The sequence below is a fragment of the Streptomyces sp. NPDC048172 genome (assembly GCF_043202595.1).
Lineage (GTDB): Bacteria > Actinomycetota > Actinomycetes > Streptomycetales > Streptomycetaceae > Streptomyces.
In genome coordinates this window covers 67974-85008 of sequence record NZ_JBIDAT010000001.1, presented here as the reverse complement: position 1 = coordinate 85008, position 17035 = coordinate 67974, and the positions used below count along the sequence as shown (strand labels likewise).

The following is a 17035-nucleotide window of genomic DNA, read 5'->3' as shown; positions in this document are numbered from 1 at the left end:
GAGGAGGGCCCGCCATGACCGTCGCACCCCGCATGCAGAACCCCGCCCTTGTCGTCCCCGGCGCCTTCCAGCCCATCCAGGCGCTGGTCAAGGCCGTTCAGGGCGGCGGCGTCCCGCAGAAGACGCTGGAGCTGGTCCATCTGCGGACCAGCCAGATCAACGGGTGCGGATTCTGCGTCGACTTCGGGACGCGCAACGCCAAGAAGCACGGCGAGACCGACCAGCGGCTGCACGCCGTGGCCGCCTGGCGCGAGTCGCCGTACTTCGACGACGCCGAGCGCGCGGCCCTCGCGCTCGCCGAGCACGAGACCCGGCTCGCCGACCGGCCCGACCCGGTCCCCGACCACGTCTGGGAGGACGCCGCCAAGCACTACGACGAACGCGGGCTGGGCGCCCTGGTCCTGATGATCGCGGCCACCAACCTCTTCAACCGGATCGGCGTCACGACCAAGCAGCCGGCCGACCCGAACGTGACGCTCTGACGCCACCGTGCCGTGCCCCACAGGGGAGGGCGCGGCTCGGATGGCGTCCCGCAGCGTCCGTGGCGTCGGGGGCGTCGGGGGCGTCGGGGGCGTCCCGTATGCTGCCCGGACCGAGGATCCGGCGCACAGGGAGGGAACAGGCGTGAGCGGCACGAAGTGACTCCAGCGTGCTGACGGCCCGGCGACGAACCGGGGCCGACGGCGCGACAGGTGCTCATCGTTCACTCGGCACTCGCCACATCCGGGCGGGCGCCTGGCCTGGAGTTCCCTTTTCGTGCATCCCTTTCGCGGGCGCGCCCTCGGCGTGCTCTCCCTCCTTCAGTTCCTCATCGCTGTCGACGTCACCGTCGTGAACGTCGCCCTGCCCTCCATCGGTGCCGAACTCGGCGCCGGAACCGCCTCGTTGACCTGGGTCGTGACCGGGTACGCGCTCGCGGGCGGCGGACTGCTGCTGCTCGGCGGACGGATCTGCGACCTCTTCGGCAGGCGGCGGATGTTCCTGCTGGGGACCGCGCTGTTCGGTCTCTCCTCCCTGCTCGCGGGGGCGGCGACCAGCCTGCCCCTGCTGCTCGTCGCCCGCCTCGGACAGGGCGCGGGCGAGGCGCTGGCCTCCCCCGCCGCGATGTCGCTCATCGCGCTGCTCTTCCCCGAGCCCAAGGAGCGCGCACGGGCGCTCGGCATCTGGGGCGGCATCTCGGCCTCCGGCCTCGTCGGGGGCGTCCTGCTCTCCGGCGTGCTCACCGAACTGCTGCACTGGCGCTGGATCTTCCTCGTCAACGTGCCGCTGGTCGCCGCCGTGCTCATCGCCACGCCCCTGTGCGTACGCCCGGACGCCGCCGAGCGCACGGCACGGTGGCGCCACCTCGACCTGCCCGGCGCGGCGCTGCTCACCTGCGGGCCGCTCGCCCTGGTCTACGGCGTGCTGCACGCCGCCGAGCACCCGTGGACCAGCACGGGCGTGCTGCTGCCGCTGGCGGGCGGCGCCCTCGCGCTGGCCGCCTTCGTCGCCGTCGAGGCACGGACGGCACAGCCGCTGGTGCCGCTGCGCTTCTTCGCCCACCGCACCCGTACGGTCGCGAACGCGGCCACGGTGCTGCTGAGCGCTGCCCTCTCCACGACGTTCTTCCTCGCCACGCTCTACATGCAGCACGTGCTCGGCATGGGCCCGCTGGCCGCCGGGCTCGCCTATCTGCCGTTCTGCGCCGCGCTGCTGGGCGTCATCGCCGTCGTCAGCCGGATCATCGGGGCGCTGGGCCTGACGGCGACCGCGCTGCTGGGGCTGGTCTGCGCGGGCGCCGGATGCGCCTGGCTGGCGCGGCTCCCGGAGAAGGGGTCGCTGTGGACGGACGTCATCCCCGGGATGGTGGCCGTCGCGATCGGCATGGGGCTCGGGCTGATCGCGCTGCAGAACGCCGCGCTGCACGGGGTCACCGAGGACGACGCCGGGATCGCCTCGGGCGTCCAGCGCTCGGTCGACCAGATCGGCAGCGCGCTGGGCCTGGCCGTACTGGTGGGCGCGGCGCAGAGCGCGGGCGCCGGGGCGGCGGGCGCCGGGGTGGCGGACTCCGGGGTGGAGGTGGAGGGCTACCGGACCGCCTTCCGGTACGCGGTGGCGGGGGTGCTGGCCGCCGTCGCGCTGCTGGCCCTGTGGGGCCGCGAGCCGGGCCGCGAGCCGAAGAGCACCCGATGACGCCCGGCGCCGCTCACTCCTCTCGTGCCGTGCGGACCGCCTCCGCCGGGTCCCAGCCCTCCCGGGGGACGGCGGCGAGCAGGGCGCGGGTGTACGCGGACGAGGGCGAGGTCAGCACGCGCGGCGTCGGGCCCTGCTCGACGGCCTCGCCCTTCCGCATCACCAGCGTCTCGTCGGTGATGTGCTGGACGACCGCCAGGTCGTGGCTGACGAAGACCAGCGCCACACCCGTCTCCCGCCGGATGTCGTCCAGCAGGCTGAGGATCTGCGCCTGGATGGAGACGTCGAGCGCCGCCACCGCCTCGTCCAGCACCAGCACCTGCGGGTCGACCGCCAGCGCGCGGGCGATGGCGAGGCGCTGGCGCTGCCCGCCGGAGAGCCCGTGCGGCCTGGCCTCGGCCTCCCGCGAGCCCAGGCCGACCTGGTCGAGCAGACGCAGCGCCCGTTCCCCGGCCGCTGCCTGGGTGGCGCCGTGCAGCCGCAGCGCGGTGACCAGGCACTGGCGGCTGGTCAGCCGGGGGTCGAGCGAGACATAGGGGTCCTGGAAGACCATCTGGATCTCCCGGGCGCGGGCCAGCCGCGCGGTCCTGCCGCGCGGCGGCCGGTGCTCACGGGCGCGCCCCGCGACGGCGATGCTGCCGGAGTCGGGCCGCACGAGCCCCACGAGCATCCGCGCCACCGTCGTCTTCCCCGAACCGGACTCGCCGACGATCCCGATCGACCCACCGCGCGGCACCCGGAACCCGATCGCGTCAGCCGCCGTGAGCCGCCCGCCACCGGGCAGCGGATACGTCTTGCGCAACGCGTCGACGACGAGCACGTCGGCTTCGGCCGCGGGTGCGGTTCCGCTCGCGGGCGCGGTTCCGGTCGACCGTGCGGCTTCGGCCGCGGGTGCGGGTGCGGGTGCGGGCTCGGTCATTGCGGGGTCCTCTCGGCCAGGGTGGGCAGGCGGCGGCAGGACGCCTCGCCCGCCGCGTCGTCCAGCCGGAACGGCTCCGGCGTCCAGGTCTCGCACGCGGGGTCCGCGTCGGGGCAGCGGGCGGCGAAGGGGCAACCGGTGAAGGTGTCCGCGAGGGACGGCGGGCGGCCGGGGATGGGACGGAGCCGGGCCTCGGTGTCCCCGAGCGCCGGGGAGCAGTCGAGCAGGCCGCGGGTGTAGGGGTGGCGGGGCCGCGCGAACAGGCCGCTCGCGGGCTGCTGTTCGACGATCCGGCCCGCGTACATCACCAGCACCCGGTCGCAGTACGCCGCGGCGAGGTGCAGGTCGTGGGTGATGAAGAGCATCCCCGTCTCGCGCTCGGCGCGCAGCGTGCGCAGCAGGTCGAGGATCTCGGCCTGCGTGGTCACATCGAGCGCGCTCGTCGCCTCGTCGGCCAGCAGCAGCCGCGGTTCGGCGGCGAGCGCGCCCGCGATGACGACGCGCTGGAGCATGCCGCCCGACAGCTCGTGCGGGCGCTGGCGGACGCGGCGCTCGGGCGCGGACAGGCCCACGGTGCCGAGCAGCTCGACCGCGCGCTCCCGCGCCGTACGCCGGTCGGTCACGCCCGCGTGGGCGAGGCGCTCGGTGAGGAAGTCGCCGATGCGGCGCACCGGGTTGAGCGCCGCGCGCGGGTCCTGGTGGACCATCGCGACGGTGCGGGCCCGGTGGGCGCGCAGCTCCTCGCCGCGCAGCCCGAGGACGTCCGTGCCCTCGACCCGGACGGCGCCCCGGGTACGCGTGCCCTCGGGCAGCATCGCGAGCGCGGCCTTGGCGGTGGTCGACTTGCCGGAGCCCGACTCCCCCACGAGTCCGACGACCTCGCCCAGGCGGACCTGGAGCGAGACGTCGGCGAGCAGGGGGCGGGCGGTGCCCGGGAGTTCGAGGGTGAGCCCCTCGATGTCGAGAAGGGGATGTGACGTGGCGGACATGACGGCTACCTCCTGCTGCCGAGGCGGTCGGCGGCCCAGACGCCGACGATGTTGAACGCCACCACGACGGCGGCGATGGCCGTGCCCGGCACCATGGCGGGGAGCAGCGCGCCCTGCACGACGGCCGCCTGTCCCTCCTGCACCATCAGGCCCCAGTCGGAGCTGGGCGGCTGGGCGCCGAAGCCGAGATAGCTGAGGGTGGCCAGGCTCATCAGGGCCTCGCCGAAGAGCACCACCAGATAACCGACCACGGACCGGCCGAGGTTGGGCACCAGATAGCGGGCGCATATCCGGGCGCCGCCCATGCCCTGCACGCGGTAGGCGTCGATGTACGGCTTGGCGCGCTCGGCGAGGGCCACGCTGCGCGTGTACTTGGCGATCGTCGGGGTGTACGCGAGGCCGAGCGCGAGGACCGAGGTCGTCATGCCCGCGCCGAACACGGCGATGATCAGCACCACGAAGAGCAGCCCCGGGAACGCGTACATCACGTCGGTGATCCGGGAGACCAGCGTGTCCACCCAGCCGCCGCGCCACGCCGCGAGGGTGCCGAGCGTGACGCCGAGCGCCGCGCCGAGGGCGAGCAGCAGCAGCGGGGCTATCAGGCTGGTGCGGGTGCCGTGCAGCACGCGCGAGAGCAGGTCCTGCCCGGAGGCGTCGGTGCCCAGCAGATGCTCGCCGCCGGTGCCGACGAGCGACGCGGAGAGGTCGATGGCGTCCGGCGCGTACGGCGCGACGAGCGGGGCGAACACGGCGGCCAGCACGACCAGGACGAGGAAGCCCGCCGCGATCAGCACTCCGACGGGCCGCTTGGGCCGCAGCGCCAAGGGGCGTGCGGGGACGGCAGGCTGGGATCCCTGGGGTCCCTGGGGTCCCTGGGGCGCGGTCAGTGTCGGGGACGTCATGCCGCTCTCCTCTCCGCGCGCACCCGGGGGTCGAGCAGCGGGTGCGCGACGTCCACGAGGTTGGTGACGACGATGTATCCCGTGACCATCAGCAGCAGCACCGCCTGGGCGACCGGGAAGTCATGGGTGTTGATGGCGTTGACCAGCAGGGAGCCGACGCCGCTGAGGCCGAAGGCCGTCTCGATGACGACCGTTCCGGCGAGCATTCCTGCGGTGACCAGGCCGCACATGGTGACGATGGGACCGAGCGCGTTCCGCAGGATGTGGCGGCGGACGACCTCCCGCTCGGGGACGCCGGAGGCGCGGGCCGCCTCCACATGGTCCGAGGCGGCGGCGTCCAGCATGGACTGGCGGGTGACGCGGCTGATGATCGCCAGTGCGCCGAGCGCCATGGAGAGCGCGGGCAGCGTCAGATGGTGGACGGTGCCGCCGAATCCGGAGCCGCCGCCCGTGACCGGGAACCAGCCGAGGCGGACGCCGAAGAGCGAGACGAGCCCGATCGCGGCGACGAAGTTGGGCACCGAGGCCGCCAGCGTCGTGCCCCCGACCACGGTCTGGTCGACCCAGCCGCGCCGCACGGCGGCCAGGATGCCCGCGCCGACGCCGAGGACGACGAAGAGCAGCGTCGCGTAGCCCACGAGGGCGAGGGTGGTGGGCAGCCGGGAGGTGAGCAGGTCGGCGACCTGGTCCGAGTACTTGAAGGAGCGGCCGAGGTCGCCGTGCAGGCAGTCCCACAGCCAGCGGCCGTACTGCACGACGAGCGGCTCGTCCAGGTGATACTGCTCGCGGACGGCGTCGAGCTTCTCCGGGGTCAGCTTGTCCCGGCCGCCCGCGAGGAAGACGGCGGGGTCACCGGGCGCCGCGTACACCGCCGCGAAGATCACGAACGAGGCGGCGAGCAGCGTCGCCACGAGGCCGGCGGCACGCCGGAAGAGTCTGCTGAGCATGGCGGTGTCAGCCCTTCTTCCCGTGAGTGCCCTGCTTGCCGCCGAGGTCGGCGGCCCAGGGGTAGTAGAGGTACGCCATCGAGGCGGGCGGGCCCGTCAGATCGCGGCGCATGACCAGGACGGAGGGGACCTGCGCGACCGGTATCCACACGGACGCCTTCGCGAACTCGCTCTGGGCGCTGACCGCGAGCCGGGCCCGCTTCTTGTCGTCGAGCGTCCGCAGGGCCTTGCGCACCGAGGCGTCGTACGAGGCGTCCTTGAAGCCGACCCAGTTGTTGGAGCTGTTCGACAGGCCGTTGTCGTAGAAGCCCAGGGGGTCGCTCTTGGAGATGTACCAGTCGGCGACGAGCACGTCGATGTCCGAGCGGGACTCGGGCGAGCTGTAGAACTCCTCGAACTGGGCGGTGGGGACCGTCTTGATCTGGCCCCGCAGGCCGATGCGCTGGAGGGCGGCCCGGACCGCGTTCGCCACCACCGTGCGGCCCTGGCTGGCGTCGGTGCCGATGACGAGGGGCCCGTCGGGCTTCTTGTCGGCCTCCTTGACCAGCTTCTTGGCCCGGGTCAGATCGTCCGCGTCGGGCCTCGCCGGGGCGTAGGCGGCGAGCTTCTTCTGGGCGGCGGCGAAGACCGGCTTCTCGTAACCCCACGCGCCCGAGCCGATGTTGCTCGCCCAGGGCTCGACCATGCCTCCGTACCCGGACTGGGCGATGCCCTTGCGGTCCAGGGCGAGGGAGAGCGCCCGGCGGATCTTCGGATCGGCGAGGCCGCCGCGCTCGGTCGGGATGAGGGTGAGGGCCGAGGTGCTGGGCCCGTAGTGCTGGGTGAGGCCCTTCTTGCCGTCGAGGGCCGCCGCGGTGTTGGGCGACTCGGCGAAGACGCCGTCGGCGGCGCCCGTCGTCAGCGCGTTGACCAGCGCGCTGTCGGAGGCCCAGTGGAAGACCAGCTCGCGGGTGAGGGACTTCTTGCCCCAGTAGTCCCCGAACCGCTCCAGGGTGATCGAGTCGCCCGACTTCCAGCTCTTCAGCGCGAACGGCCCCGAGCAGGCGTCCTGCTGGCCGGGGGTGCCGAAGTCCTTGCCGGCCTTCTTGACCTTCTCCTTCTCGTAGACCAACCCGGCGTCGCCCGCGAGGGCCTTGGTGAAGAGCGCGTCGGGCTCCTTGAAGGAGACCGTGATCTCGTGGGCGCCGGTCCTGGCCATCTTCTTGACGTTCTCGAACTCGTCCCCCTGCTCCATGTCCGGGTCGGCGTGCCGCTTGAGGCTCCACAGCACGTCGTCGGCGGTCATCTCCGTGCCGTCGTGGAACCTGACGTCCTTGCGGAGGGAGAGCACCAGGGTCCTGTCGTCCGGGCGGGACTCCTTGGTGACGAGCCAGGGCTTCACCGACATGTCCGGCCGCAGCTGGTAGAGCCGCTCGCACACGTTGGTCAGGACGATGCGGCCCGCGCTGCTGCCCTGGGTGTCGAGGTCGAGCGAGTCCGGCTCGTCCTCCAGCAGCCACTTGACGGTGCCCCGCGGCTCCTCGGCGGGGGCCGTGACGGGCTTCAGATCGAGGTCGGCCGCGCTCTTGCCGCCGCGCACCCCGGTCTGGGGGGCGCCGCTGCAGCCTGCGACGACGAGCGCGATCACGGCGGTGAGCCCGGCGGCAACGGGCCGCGCGGCTGCCGCCCTGAACCAGGCCGCCCTGAACGGGGTGTGCGTGGGCTTCATGGCACTGCGCTCCTAGCGTCCGTACGGGCCGTCGTAGAGATTCCAGGGAAGGTGCTGGTACTCGTGGTCGCAGGGGGTGCCCGCCGTGGCGTAGTAATCCCCCGTGGTCAGGTCGGCGAGCGAGGAGATGAGCGTCGTCCAGTGCGTCAGCTCCGGCTTGCGGGGGTCCGGGTGGGTGCACAGGCCCTCGGGGTGGCCGAGGTGGTCGGACATGGCCTGGCGGATGAGCTTGCGGGACTCCTCGGGGCCGCTCGCCCCGCGCAGCTCCCGCAGCCCCTGCTCGGCGCGCGGCACCCGCACGAGGGAATCGGCGGCCATCGGCCGGTACCCCTTCGCGGCGAGGGGGGCCGGGATCCCCGCCTGGTAGTGATTCCCGTGCACCAGCAGGCCGTCGGTGGGGTACATCCAGCCGTGGCCCGCCGGGGTGGTCTCCAGGTCGATGGCGAAGCCCTCGCGGCAGGTCAGCAGCGCGTTGCTGGCGATGTGGGCGCGGGCGCGGCAGAGCACCTCCAGCGCGTCGGTGACCGAGGGCTGGTCGAGCACCGTGCGCCGCACGACGGTCTGCGGGAGGCCGATGGCGTCGTCGAACCGGCCGCCCAGCCCGTTCGCGTTCAGCGCGACGCCCGCCGAGCTGGCGCCCTGGCGGCCGACCTGCCCGGCCTCCACCTGCATGATCAGCGTCGGCTTCGGGGGCTGCACGATGCGGAGCATCACGAGGGTGTCCGCGACGCCCGCGCGCCAGTCCCAGTTCTGGCCCGCGTAGACATGGCCGTCGCCGCTGGCCTCGCCGAAGAGCGCGAACGACGTGCAGCCGTCGGCCCGTTCGTCCCCGTCCTGGGCGCTCTCCCCCATCGAGGCGAACGACTTGTCGTAGATCACCTCGCCCCGGGCGTTGAGCGCGAGGACGTCGAGCAGGCCCACGCCCGCGCCCTCCGCTATGCCGCGCATCTCCTCGGCCAGCTCCGGGGCATACCCCGTCACGGGCTCCAGCCAGCGCTCGGCCCGCGCGGTCACCTGCTCCCAGGTGAGACCGGCGGAGGCGCCGAACGCCGCCTCGTAATACCCCATGGCGGCGTGGAGCCGGTCCCGCACCGCTTCGCCGTACTGCCTGCCGCGGTCGCGGGGGGAGCCGGAGATCTCGATGACGGGGAGACTCTGTGCAGCTGCCGGAAGGGAGGGATCGTGCGTCATGTCGCTCCTCGCGGGGATCCGCATGCCGTAACGCATGCTGTAACGTGGATTTCAGCAAGCGGACCGATTGAAATGCATTGCCCAGGATCGTAAGCCACGTCACACGAGAGTCAATACCTGTAATGGAAGATTCAGCAGATGGGCTGACGGAGCTGACGGAAGCGACGGACGGCGTCACGCGGCTGCGCAGCGTCGTGCGGGACAGCTGGGAGGAGCTGTCCGCCTCCGAGCGGGCCGTCGCACGGCTCCTGGTGACCGCGCAGGCCGAGCGGCTGCTCTTCGCCAGCGCGCAGGAACTGGGCACGGAGAGCGGCACCAGCAACGCGACGGTGGTCCGCGCCCTCCAGCGCCTCGGATACGCGGGACTGCCCGCACTCAAGCGGGAGCTGGCGGCCGATTTCACGAACGCGGTCGCGCCCGAGGTCCGCCTCAAGCAGCGCATCGCCCACGTCGGCCGGGACCTGGACGGCATCTGGGGGGACGTGTTCGACGAGGCGCAGGAGCGCATCGAGCACTGCCGCAGACTCACCGGCCCGGAGACGCTCAAGGCGGCGGTGACCGCGCTCGCGGAGGCGGGCGAGGTGTTCTGCTACGGGGTCGCGGCCTCCGAGGTCGCCGCCCGCCACCTCGCGCTGGCGCTCGGCCGCATCGGCAGACGGGCCCGCCACATCGGCGCGACGGGCTTCGCCTTCGCCGACGAGCTGCTGCCGGTCGGCCGCGGCGACGCGATCGTCGTCTTCCAGCCGGGGCGCGCGCTCACCGAGTTCACGGTGCTGGTCGAGCGGGCGCGGGCGGTCGGCGCGAAGGTCGTCTTCGTCACGGACGAGCTGGGCGACGCCTTCGCCGACCGCGTCGAGGCCGTGATCACCGCGCCGCACACCCCCACCGGCATCACCGCCGAGTCCCTGACCGGGCTGGTCGTCGCCGACGCGCTGCTCCTCGCCCTCACCACCCTGGACGAGACGCGGGCCGTGGAGACCTCGCACCAACTGACGGCGCTGCGCGAGCAGTTGCTGCCGGAGAAGGAGCGGGACGGGAGGGGGCGCAAGGGGTGAGCGCGCGCAATGTTGCGATGTGATCCTGACTGACGCATCAGTCGGTGTTGCGCTTAGCTCAACGCCGCCGTACGGTCGTGCCATGCAGCAACAGCCGGGCAGCCGTGTCGCCGACGCGGCGGGTGAGGTGGCGGAGCGCGTGCGGAAGGTCGTCGAGGCGGCCGGATGCAGTCAGCGCGAGTTCGCCCGACGGATCGTGATGGACCCGTCGAAGCTCTCCCGCTCCCTCAGCGGCAGCCGCCGCTTCACCGTCGCCGAGCTGGCCCGGATCGCCGACGCCGCCGAGATCGACGCCGCCTGGCTCCTCGGTTCCGGAGCCAGTGCCGATGCCGGTGCCGGCTCCGGCGCGCCCGCCGCCCCGGAGCCGGCACCGGATCCGGCGCCGCAGACTCGTCCCGCGTCGGGCGTACTCCCCCCGGCGCCCGTCGCGGGGCGGCCCCTTCAGATCGTGCGCGAGACGGTGCGGCTCATCGCGGAGCACGGCTTCCACGCCGTGCGCGTCTCCGACATCGCGGGCGCCTGCGACACCAGCACGGCGGCGATCCACTACCACTTCCCCGGCCGCGCCGAGCTGCTGGAGGCCGCCGTCCGCTGGTGCATGGACGAGGACACCGCCAGCCGCGCCGCGCGTCTCGCCGACGCCGCCGGGACCGGCACCGGGAGCGGGACCGGGACCGGGGAGGGCGACGCCGCGGGCGAGCTGCGCCAGCTCATCGCCCTCCAGACCCCGCGCACCCCGCAGCAGCGGCGCCAGTGGCTGGTGTGGCTCGACCTGTGGGCGGAGGCGGCCCGTTCGACCGCCATCGGCAAGCTGCACGTCGAGTACTACCGCCAGTGGCGCACGACCGTCGCCGACGTCCTGCGGCGCGGCATCGCGCAAGGCGTCTTCCGCGACATCGACCCCGAGGCCGGGGCACTGCGCCTCACCGCCCTCATCGACGGCCTCGCCTCCCAGGTGCTGGCCAGCGGCGAGGGCGAGGGGACCAGCGCCGACGACATGCACGAGGCGCTGCTCGCGTACGTCGAGACCGAGCTGAACGCGTAACCCCTCCCCGCCCCACCACCCCGTTCCCCCGTTCCGTACGCCCGGAGGTTCACCATGTCCTTCAACGACAGCGTCATCATCACCTGCGCCCTCACCGGCGCCGGGGACACCGTGCGGCGCAGCCCGCACGTTCCCGTGACGCCCGAGCAGATAGCCGCCTCCGCGGTGGAGGCCGCCGAGGCGGGCGCCGCGGTCGTCCACATCCATGTGCGCGACCCCGAGACCGGCAACCCCTCCCGCGACCCGGCGCTCTACCGCGAGGTGGTCGAGCGCGTGAAGGAGACCGGGACCGACGTCGTCATCAACCTCACCGCGGGCATGGGCGGCGACCTCGTGCTCGACGCCGACCAGCCGCTGGAGAAGGGCGCGCTGGAGGGCACCGACCTGGTCGGCGGGCTCGACCGGCTCCCGCACGTCGAGGACCTGCTGCCGGACATCTGCACCCTCGACTGCGGCTCGCTCAACTTCGGCGACAACCTCTACATCTCCACCCCCGAGATGCTGCGGAAGGGCGCCCGCCGCATCCAGGAGCTGGGCGTACGGCCCGAGCTGGAGATCTTCGACACCGGCCAGCTCTGGTTCGCCAAGCAGCTCCTGGACGAGGGGCTGCTGGACAACCCGACCGTCTTCCAGCTCTGCATGGGCATCCCGTGGGGCGCCCCCGCCGACCCCGGCGTGCTCCAGTCGATGGTCAACTTCCTGCCCGAGGGCGCGCAGTGGGCCAGCTTCGCGCTGGGCCGGATGCAGATGCCGTGGGTCGCGCAGTCGATCCTGCTCGGCGGCAACGTCCGGGTCGGCCTGGAGGACAACCTCTACCTGAGCAAGGGCGTGAAGGCGACGAACGGCCAGCTCACGGAGCGTGCCGTACAGATCGTCGAGTCCCTGGGCGCCTCGGTCGCCACCCCGGACCAGGCCCGCGAGCGGCTCGGCCTGAAGCCCCGCGCGTAACCCGCGTAACCCGCGTAAGCCCGCGCGCGTAACCCCCGCCCCGCTCGTACGGAAGGAGCCGCATCACCATGCGCCCCACCCCCACCCAGACCCGCAACATCACCTGTGTCGGCGCCGGAGTCATCGGCGGCGGCTGGGTGGCCCACTTCCTCGCCCGCGGTTACGACGTGACCGCGTGGGACCCGGCGCCCGACGCGGAGCAGAAGCTGCGGCGGCTCGTGGACGCCGCGTGGCCCGCGCTCACCCAGCTCGGGCTGGCCGAGGGCGCGAGCCGCGACCGGCTCACCGTCGCGCCCACCCTGGAAGAGGCGTGCGCGCAGGCGCACTTCGTGCAGGAGAGCGCCCCGGAGAAGCTGGAGCTGAAGCGGGACCTGCTCGCCCGGATCGACGCGGCGACCCCGGCCGACGTGGTCGTCGCCTCCTCGACGTCCGGCTACCCGATGACCGACATGCAGACCGAGGCCGCGAACCCCGGCCGCCTCCTGGTCGGGCACCCCTTCAATCCGCCGTACCTCATCCCGCTCGTCGAGGTCGTCGGCGGCGAGAAGACGGACGAGGACGCGGTCGCCTGGGCGTCGGAGTTCTACGACGTGGCCGGGAAGTCCGTCATCACCATGGACCGCGAGCTGCCGGGCTTCATCGCCAACCGTCTCCAGGAGGCCCTGTGGCGCGAGGCGCTGCACATGGTCGCCAACGGCGAGGCGACCGTGAAGGAGATCGACGACTCGATCACCGAGGGCCCCGGCCTGCGCTGGGCGTTCATGGGCCCCTGCCTCACCTTCGCGCTCGCGGGCGGCGAGGGCGGAATGGCACACATGCTCGACCACTTCGGCCCCTCCCTGAAGTCGCCGTGGACGCGCCTGGAGGCCCCCGAGCTGGACAAGAAGCTCTACGACGGGATGGTCGAGGGCTGCGAGGAGGCGGCCGACGGGCGGTCCATCGCGGACCTCGTCGCCGAGCGCGACCAGGGCGTCATCGACGTCCTGCGCGCCACAGGGCGGCTCCCGCAGCAGCAGCGGAACGGGGACGCCTCGTGAACGACGACGGCAGCCTCCCCCTCTTCCGCGAGACCGCCAGGCCCGAGTGGATCGACTACAACGGCCACCTCAGCGAGGCGTTCTACGTCCTCGTCTTCGGCTACGCCACCGACGCGATGATGGACGCGACCGGCCTCGACCCCGCCTACCGCGAGGCGACCGGCTGCTCGCTCTACACCGTCGAGTCCCACATCCGCTATCTGCGCGAGGTGAAGGAGGGCGCCGAAATCACCGTCCGTACGCGGATCCTGGGGGCCGCCGCCAAGAAGGCGCGGTTCACCCATGAGATGTACGTGGACGGGGGCGAGCGTCCCGTCGCGACGATCGAGCTGCTCGGCGTGCACGTCGGGGAGAACGGCGCCGAGCCCTTCCCCGACCAGGTCAGGGCCCGTTACGAGGAGCTGGCCGAGGTGGCCCCCGATTGGGCGGGGCGCGCGGTCGCCCTCTGAGCCCCCGGAAGCGGCGGGTGGGAGGCGTGGTTGACGTCTCCCACCTCCCGCTCCGAGAATGTCGCTCATGATCCCGCACCCCGAAGCCCCGTTCGGACGCCTCTGCGTCCCGTGGCGCCGTGGGTGCGAGCGGTCCGGTCTGTAGCTGCGCGCGCGTCCTCGCCAGCTCCGTCGACCGTCGACCACTCCCGCGAAAGCGAAGGATCATCCCCATGAGCATCACCGCGTCCACCCCTGCCCCGACGCCCGCGCCGTCGCCCGCCCTGCGCGAGGCCCGCGTCCCCGAGGGCGGCATGTACGAGGGCGTCCGCGTCCTGCGCCCCTTCCCCGAGGGCTGGGACGAGCGTCCGTACGAGCACATCGAGGTCGTCCCGCAGACCCGCGTCATCGGCGCCGAGGTCCGGCTGCGGGGCGGCGCCGATCTGTCGCGGCCCCTGACCCCCGCGCTGCGCGAGGAGATCAACCGGGCCCTGCTGGAGTGGAAGGTGCTCTTCTTCCGGGGCGCGGACCTCACCCCGGACGAGCAGGCCGCGTTCGGCCGCAACTGGGGCGAGCTGGAGACGAACCCGATCCTCGCGCGCGGCGCCCGCGAGGACATCGTCCGCTTCGAGAAGGGCGGCAACGCCAGGCCGACGTACGAGAACGTCTGGCACACGGACGTCACCTTCCGCGAGCGGCCCGCGCTCGGCTCGATCCTCCAGCTGCGCGAGGTGCCGCCGCTGGGCGGCGACACGATGTGGGCGGACATGGCCGCCGCGTACGACAACCTGTCCGACGAGGTGAAGGCGCGCATCGACGGGGCGACCGCGGTGCACGACTTCATCCCCGGCTTCGCGCGGTTCACGGACCGGGACGAGCTGCTCCGGCTCCAGGAGCGGTTCCCGCCCGTGGAGCACCCGGTGGTGCGCACGCATCCGGAGAGCGGGCGGCGGATGCTCTTCGTGAACACCTCGTTCACCACTCACATCGTGGGCATGGGCCGCGAGGAGAGCGACCGGCTGCTGAGCCTGCTCACCCGGCAGGCCCACGTGCCGGAGTACCAGGTGCGCTTCTCCTGGCGCCCGGGCGACATCGCCTTCTGGGACAACCGCGCCACGCAGCACTACGCGCTCTTCGACTACGCGCCCCACCGGCGGGTCGCCGAGCGTGTGGCAATCGTGGGAGACCGGCCGTTCTGAGCCAGGCCGCGCACGCCCCGTTCCGCAATTACTGACGAGTCAGTACGGTGCACCCACCACCCCTGTGCACAGGAGAGTCGGGAGAGCCGTATGAAGCACTCATCTTCACTGGCGACACCTCTCGGCAGAGCGCGCACGGCCGGTACCGTCACGGCCGTGCTCGCCCTGTCGGCCCTCGGGCTCGCGGGCGGCGCCCACGCCCAGGAGGCGCCCGCTTCCCCGAAGTCCAAGGCGGGTCCCGGGGACATCGTCAGCTCCGAGCCCACCACCTTCCAGTACTGGCCCGGCCAGCCCGCGAACGCCGAGGCCTGGAAGATCAACTACAACTCGACCAGCGCCAACGGCAAGCAGAACACCGTCTCCGGCACCGTCGTCGTGCCCAAGGACGGCAAGACCGGGCCCCGGCCCCTGATCACGTACGCCGTGGGCTCCGTCGGCCTCGGCGACAAGTGCGCGCCCTCGGCCGGGTTCCCCGACGGCAGCACGGCCGAGGCGCCGCTGATCAACGCGGCGCTGGTACGCGGCTACGCCGTCGCCGTCACCGACTACGAGGGACTCGGGACCCCCGGCGACCACACCTACACCGTCGCGCAGGCCGAGGGCACCGCCGTGCTCGACGCGGCACGCGCGGCCCAGAAGCTGCCCGAGGCGCAGAAGATGGGCGTCGGCGCCGACTCGCCCGTCGGCATCATGGGCTACTCGCAGGGCGGCCAGGCCAGCGCCTGGGCGGCCGAGCTGGCGGGCTCGTACGCGCCGGAGCTCAAGGTCAAGGGCACGGCCAGCGGCGGCGTCCCCGCCGACCTCGCGAAGGTCGCCGAGCACGCGAACGGCGGCGAGAGCGCGGGCTACATCATGATGTCCGCCGTCGGCCACGACGCGGCCTTCCCCGAGCTGAAGCTCGACAAGTACCTCAACGACGAGGGCCGCAAGCTCGTCGAGGTCACCAAGGGCGGCTGCGTCGGCGAGATCCTCGACGCGGGCAAGGGCAAGAAGATCGAGGACGTCACCACCAGCAACCCGCTCGAACAGCCCGACTGGCAGAAGGCGATCAACGCCAACAAGCTCGGCACGAAGAAGCCGACGGCGCCCGCCTTCCTCTACCACGGCGAGGCCGACGAAACGATCCCGTACGAGCTGGGCCAGGGGCTCAGGTCGGACTGGTGCGGCAAGGGGCTGCCGGTGGAGTGGCAGTCCTTCCCCGGCAAGACGCACGTCCAGACCGCGATCGACGGAAACGGCCCGGCGCTGGAGTGGCTGGGCAAACGGTTCTCCGGCGAGCCCGCGCAGGGCAACTGCGGGTAGCGGTCGCACCGGTACGTCAGTAGGCCCCACAGGCCGGTGCCGGACGGGTCCCCGCTCGGAGCCCGTCCGGCACCACCCCCTCCCCCTCCCCGTACGTCCGCTCACCCCGCCGTGAGCAGGGTCTTGCCCACGACCTCCCTGGCCTCGACCGCCGCGTGCGCCTCGGCAGCGCGCTCCAGGGGGAACGTCTGTCCGACGACCGGCGTCACGGTCCCGTTCGCCGCCCACAGCAGCGCCCGTTCCAGCAGGGGCCTGGCCTCCGCCGGGGAGAACTGGACCTGTTCGATTCCCACGAGCGTCACCCCGCGCTCCGCCGCCTCCAGCGGGTCCACCGCGGCGGCGCTGCCGGAGGGCGCGCCGTGCGCGGAGAAGCGTCCGCCGCGCGCGACGACCTCGAACGCGGCACGGCCCAGCGCGCCGCCCGCGCCGTCGAGGACGAGGTCGGCGCCCTTGCCGCCGGTGGCCTTGCGGACCGCGTCGGTCCAGTCGGGGTCGGCGCCGGGATCGACGACGACGTCGGCGCCCAGCTCGTCCCGCAGCAGCGCCCCCTTCCGGGCGCCGCGCGCCGCCGCGACGACATGCGCGCCCGCCACCTTCGCGAGCCGGACCAGCAGCGTGCCCAGGCCGCCGCCCGCCGCGAGCACCAGGACCCAGCCGCCGGGCCGCAGGCTGCCCGCGCTGACGGCGAGGTCGAAGAGGCGGAGCGCGGTGGGCCCGTCGTGCGGCAGCGCGGCGGCGTCACGCGGCGCGAGGCCGTGCGGAACGGCCAGCACGGTGGCGGCGTCCAGCAGCGCCCGTTCCGCGTAACCGCCGGTGCCCCCGGGCGTACGGCCGACGACGTGCCGCCCCCGCCAGGCCGCGCCGACGCCCTCGCCGACCTCGGCCACGCGCCCGCCGACGGCACCGCCGGGCATGTACGGCGGCCGTACGCCGAAGAGCTCCGCGCCGTCGCCGCGCCGCAGCTGGGTGTCCAGGAAGAGCACGTCCGCGTGGGCGACCTCGACCAGCACCTGCCCTGGACCCGGGACCGGAGGGGGCAGCTCCACGGGCTCCAGCACCTCGGGCCCCCCGAACCGCCCGACCCGCACCGCACGCATGGCGACCACTCCCTCGCTCTTCCGTCCCGGCCTGCACGGAGAGTCTCCGACTTGAAGTTCCGTTCAAGTCAAGAGCGGGGAACGGCCACGCAGGGG

General features: G+C 73.1%; 16 protein-coding genes. 9 read left to right on the top strand and 7 right to left on the bottom strand.

Going from position 1 to position 17035, the window contains the following annotated elements; all coding sequences use genetic code 11:
• Positions 1–14: 14 nt before the first annotated feature.
• Both ACGF3A_RS00390 and ACGF3A_RS00385 read left to right on the top strand, forming a co-directional pair.
• A complete protein-coding gene (locus tag ACGF3A_RS00390; RefSeq protein WP_393724262.1) occupies positions 15–482 on the top strand; it encodes a carboxymuconolactone decarboxylase family protein in 468 nt (155 codons plus the stop codon).
• A gap of 274 nt (positions 483–756) precedes the next feature.
• Entirely contained in the window at positions 757–2172 is a 1416-nt protein-coding gene (locus ACGF3A_RS00385; protein ID WP_393724260.1) for an MFS transporter, read from the top strand.
• A gap of 13 nt (positions 2173–2185) precedes the next feature.
• Here the strand turns inward: ACGF3A_RS00385 and ACGF3A_RS00380 are convergent, their stop codons facing one another.
• Genes ACGF3A_RS00380 through ACGF3A_RS00355 form a run of 6 tightly spaced genes read right to left on the bottom strand, consistent with a single transcriptional unit; the run spans position 2186 to position 8828 of the window.
• Positions 2186–3091 carry an ABC transporter ATP-binding protein gene (locus ACGF3A_RS00380; protein WP_393724258.1) on the bottom strand — a complete coding sequence of 302 codons (906 nt, stop codon included), beginning with the start codon at positions 3089–3091 and terminating at the stop codon, positions 2186–2188.
• The gene (locus tag ACGF3A_RS00375) at positions 3088–4080 is read right to left on the bottom strand and encodes an ABC transporter ATP-binding protein (RefSeq protein ID WP_393724256.1); all 993 of its coding nucleotides are present in this window, start codon (positions 4078–4080) and stop codon (positions 3088–3090) included. The genes ACGF3A_RS00380 and ACGF3A_RS00375 overlap by 4 nt, the downstream gene beginning before the upstream one ends.
• A gap of 5 nt (positions 4081–4085) precedes the next feature.
• Entirely contained in the window at positions 4086–4982 is an 897-nt protein-coding gene (locus tag ACGF3A_RS00370; protein ID WP_393724254.1) for an ABC transporter permease, read from the bottom strand.
• Positions 4979–5929, bottom strand: a complete 951-nt coding sequence (locus ACGF3A_RS00365; protein WP_393724252.1) for an ABC transporter permease — start codon at positions 5927–5929, stop codon at positions 4979–4981. The genes ACGF3A_RS00370 and ACGF3A_RS00365 overlap by 4 nt, the downstream gene beginning before the upstream one ends.
• A gap of 7 nt (positions 5930–5936) precedes the next feature.
• Positions 5937–7637, bottom strand: coding sequence for an ABC transporter substrate-binding protein (locus tag ACGF3A_RS00360; protein ID WP_393724250.1), 1701 nt, complete (start codon positions 7635–7637; stop codon positions 5937–5939).
• 12 nt (positions 7638–7649) lie between these two features.
• Positions 7650–8828 carry a C45 family autoproteolytic acyltransferase/hydolase gene (locus ACGF3A_RS00355; protein ID WP_393724248.1) on the bottom strand — a complete coding sequence of 393 codons (1179 nt, stop codon included), beginning with the start codon at positions 8826–8828 and terminating at the stop codon, positions 7650–7652.
• Between the two features lie 122 nt (positions 8829–8950).
• Between ACGF3A_RS00355 and ACGF3A_RS00350 the strand changes: the two genes are divergently transcribed.
• The 7 genes from ACGF3A_RS00350 (at position 8951) to ACGF3A_RS00320 (ending at position 15842) form a co-directional block, all read left to right on the top strand.
• A complete protein-coding gene (locus tag ACGF3A_RS00350; protein WP_393724246.1) occupies positions 8951–9883 on the top strand; it encodes a MurR/RpiR family transcriptional regulator in 933 nt (310 codons plus the stop codon).
• Between the two features lie 82 nt (positions 9884–9965).
• The gene (locus tag ACGF3A_RS00345) at positions 9966–10928 is read left to right on the top strand and encodes a TetR family transcriptional regulator C-terminal domain-containing protein (RefSeq protein ID WP_393724244.1); all 963 of its coding nucleotides are present in this window, start codon (positions 9966–9968) and stop codon (positions 10926–10928) included.
• 54 nt (positions 10929–10982) lie between these two features.
• The gene (locus ACGF3A_RS00340; protein ID WP_393724242.1) at positions 10983–11876 is read left to right on the top strand and encodes a 3-keto-5-aminohexanoate cleavage protein; all 894 of its coding nucleotides are present in this window, start codon (positions 10983–10985) and stop codon (positions 11874–11876) included.
• 68 nt (positions 11877–11944) lie between these two features.
• Positions 11945–12913, top strand: a complete 969-nt coding sequence (locus ACGF3A_RS00335; protein ID WP_393724240.1) for a 3-hydroxyacyl-CoA dehydrogenase NAD-binding domain-containing protein — start codon at positions 11945–11947, stop codon at positions 12911–12913.
• Positions 12910–13362, top strand: coding sequence for a thioesterase family protein (locus ACGF3A_RS00330; RefSeq protein ID WP_393724238.1), 453 nt, complete (start codon positions 12910–12912; stop codon positions 13360–13362). The genes ACGF3A_RS00335 and ACGF3A_RS00330 overlap by 4 nt, the downstream gene beginning before the upstream one ends.
• Positions 13363–13574: 212 nt before the next feature.
• A complete protein-coding gene (locus tag ACGF3A_RS00325; RefSeq protein ID WP_393724236.1) occupies positions 13575–14540 on the top strand; it encodes a TauD/TfdA dioxygenase family protein in 966 nt (321 codons plus the stop codon).
• 90 nt (positions 14541–14630) lie between these two features.
• A complete protein-coding gene (locus tag ACGF3A_RS00320; RefSeq protein ID WP_393724234.1) occupies positions 14631–15842 on the top strand; it encodes a lipase family protein in 1212 nt (403 codons plus the stop codon).
• Between the two features lie 101 nt (positions 15843–15943).
• On the opposite strand, the gene ACGF3A_RS00315 is transcribed toward ACGF3A_RS00320, so the two are convergent.
• Entirely contained in the window at positions 15944–16939 is a 996-nt protein-coding gene (locus tag ACGF3A_RS00315) for a zinc-binding dehydrogenase (RefSeq protein ID WP_393724232.1), read from the bottom strand.
• Between the last annotated feature and the right edge of the window lie 96 nt (positions 16940–17035).

What these genes read in the sequence shown, in the direction of transcription:
- ACGF3A_RS00315 (WP_393724232.1), bottom strand. Translation starts at nt 16,939, where the DNA reads ATGCGTGCGGTGCGGGTCGGGCGGTTCGGGGGGCCCGAGGTGCTGGAG.
- ACGF3A_RS00335 (WP_393724240.1), top strand. Translation starts at nt 11,945, where the DNA reads ATGCGCCCCACCCCCACCCAGACCCGCAACATCACCTGTGTCGGCGCC.
- ACGF3A_RS00365 (WP_393724252.1), bottom strand. Translation starts at nt 5,929, where the DNA reads ATGCTCAGCAGACTCTTCCGGCGTGCCGCCGGCCTCGTGGCGACGCTG.
- ACGF3A_RS00370 (WP_393724254.1), bottom strand. Translation starts at nt 4,982, where the DNA reads ATGACGTCCCCGACACTGACCGCGCCCCAGGGACCCCAGGGACCCCAG.
- ACGF3A_RS00325 (WP_393724236.1), top strand. Translation starts at nt 13,575, where the DNA reads ATGAGCATCACCGCGTCCACCCCTGCCCCGACGCCCGCGCCGTCGCCC.
- ACGF3A_RS00375 (WP_393724256.1), bottom strand. Translation starts at nt 4,080, where the DNA reads ATGTCCGCCACGTCACATCCCCTTCTCGACATCGAGGGGCTCACCCTC.
- ACGF3A_RS00320 (WP_393724234.1), top strand. Translation starts at nt 14,631, where the DNA reads ATGAAGCACTCATCTTCACTGGCGACACCTCTCGGCAGAGCGCGCACG.
- ACGF3A_RS00350 (WP_393724246.1), top strand. Translation starts at nt 8,951, where the DNA reads ATGGAAGATTCAGCAGATGGGCTGACGGAGCTGACGGAAGCGACGGAC.
- ACGF3A_RS00340 (WP_393724242.1), top strand. Translation starts at nt 10,983, where the DNA reads ATGTCCTTCAACGACAGCGTCATCATCACCTGCGCCCTCACCGGCGCC.
- ACGF3A_RS00390 (WP_393724262.1), top strand. Translation starts at nt 15, where the DNA reads ATGACCGTCGCACCCCGCATGCAGAACCCCGCCCTTGTCGTCCCCGGC.
- ACGF3A_RS00355 (WP_393724248.1), bottom strand. Translation starts at nt 8,828, where the DNA reads ATGACGCACGATCCCTCCCTTCCGGCAGCTGCACAGAGTCTCCCCGTC.
- ACGF3A_RS00380 (WP_393724258.1), bottom strand. Translation starts at nt 3,091, where the DNA reads ATGACCGAGCCCGCACCCGCACCCGCACCCGCGGCCGAAGCCGCACGG.
- ACGF3A_RS00360 (WP_393724250.1), bottom strand. Translation starts at nt 7,637, where the DNA reads ATGAAGCCCACGCACACCCCGTTCAGGGCGGCCTGGTTCAGGGCGGCA.
- ACGF3A_RS00345 (WP_393724244.1), top strand. Translation starts at nt 9,966, where the DNA reads ATGCAGCAACAGCCGGGCAGCCGTGTCGCCGACGCGGCGGGTGAGGTG.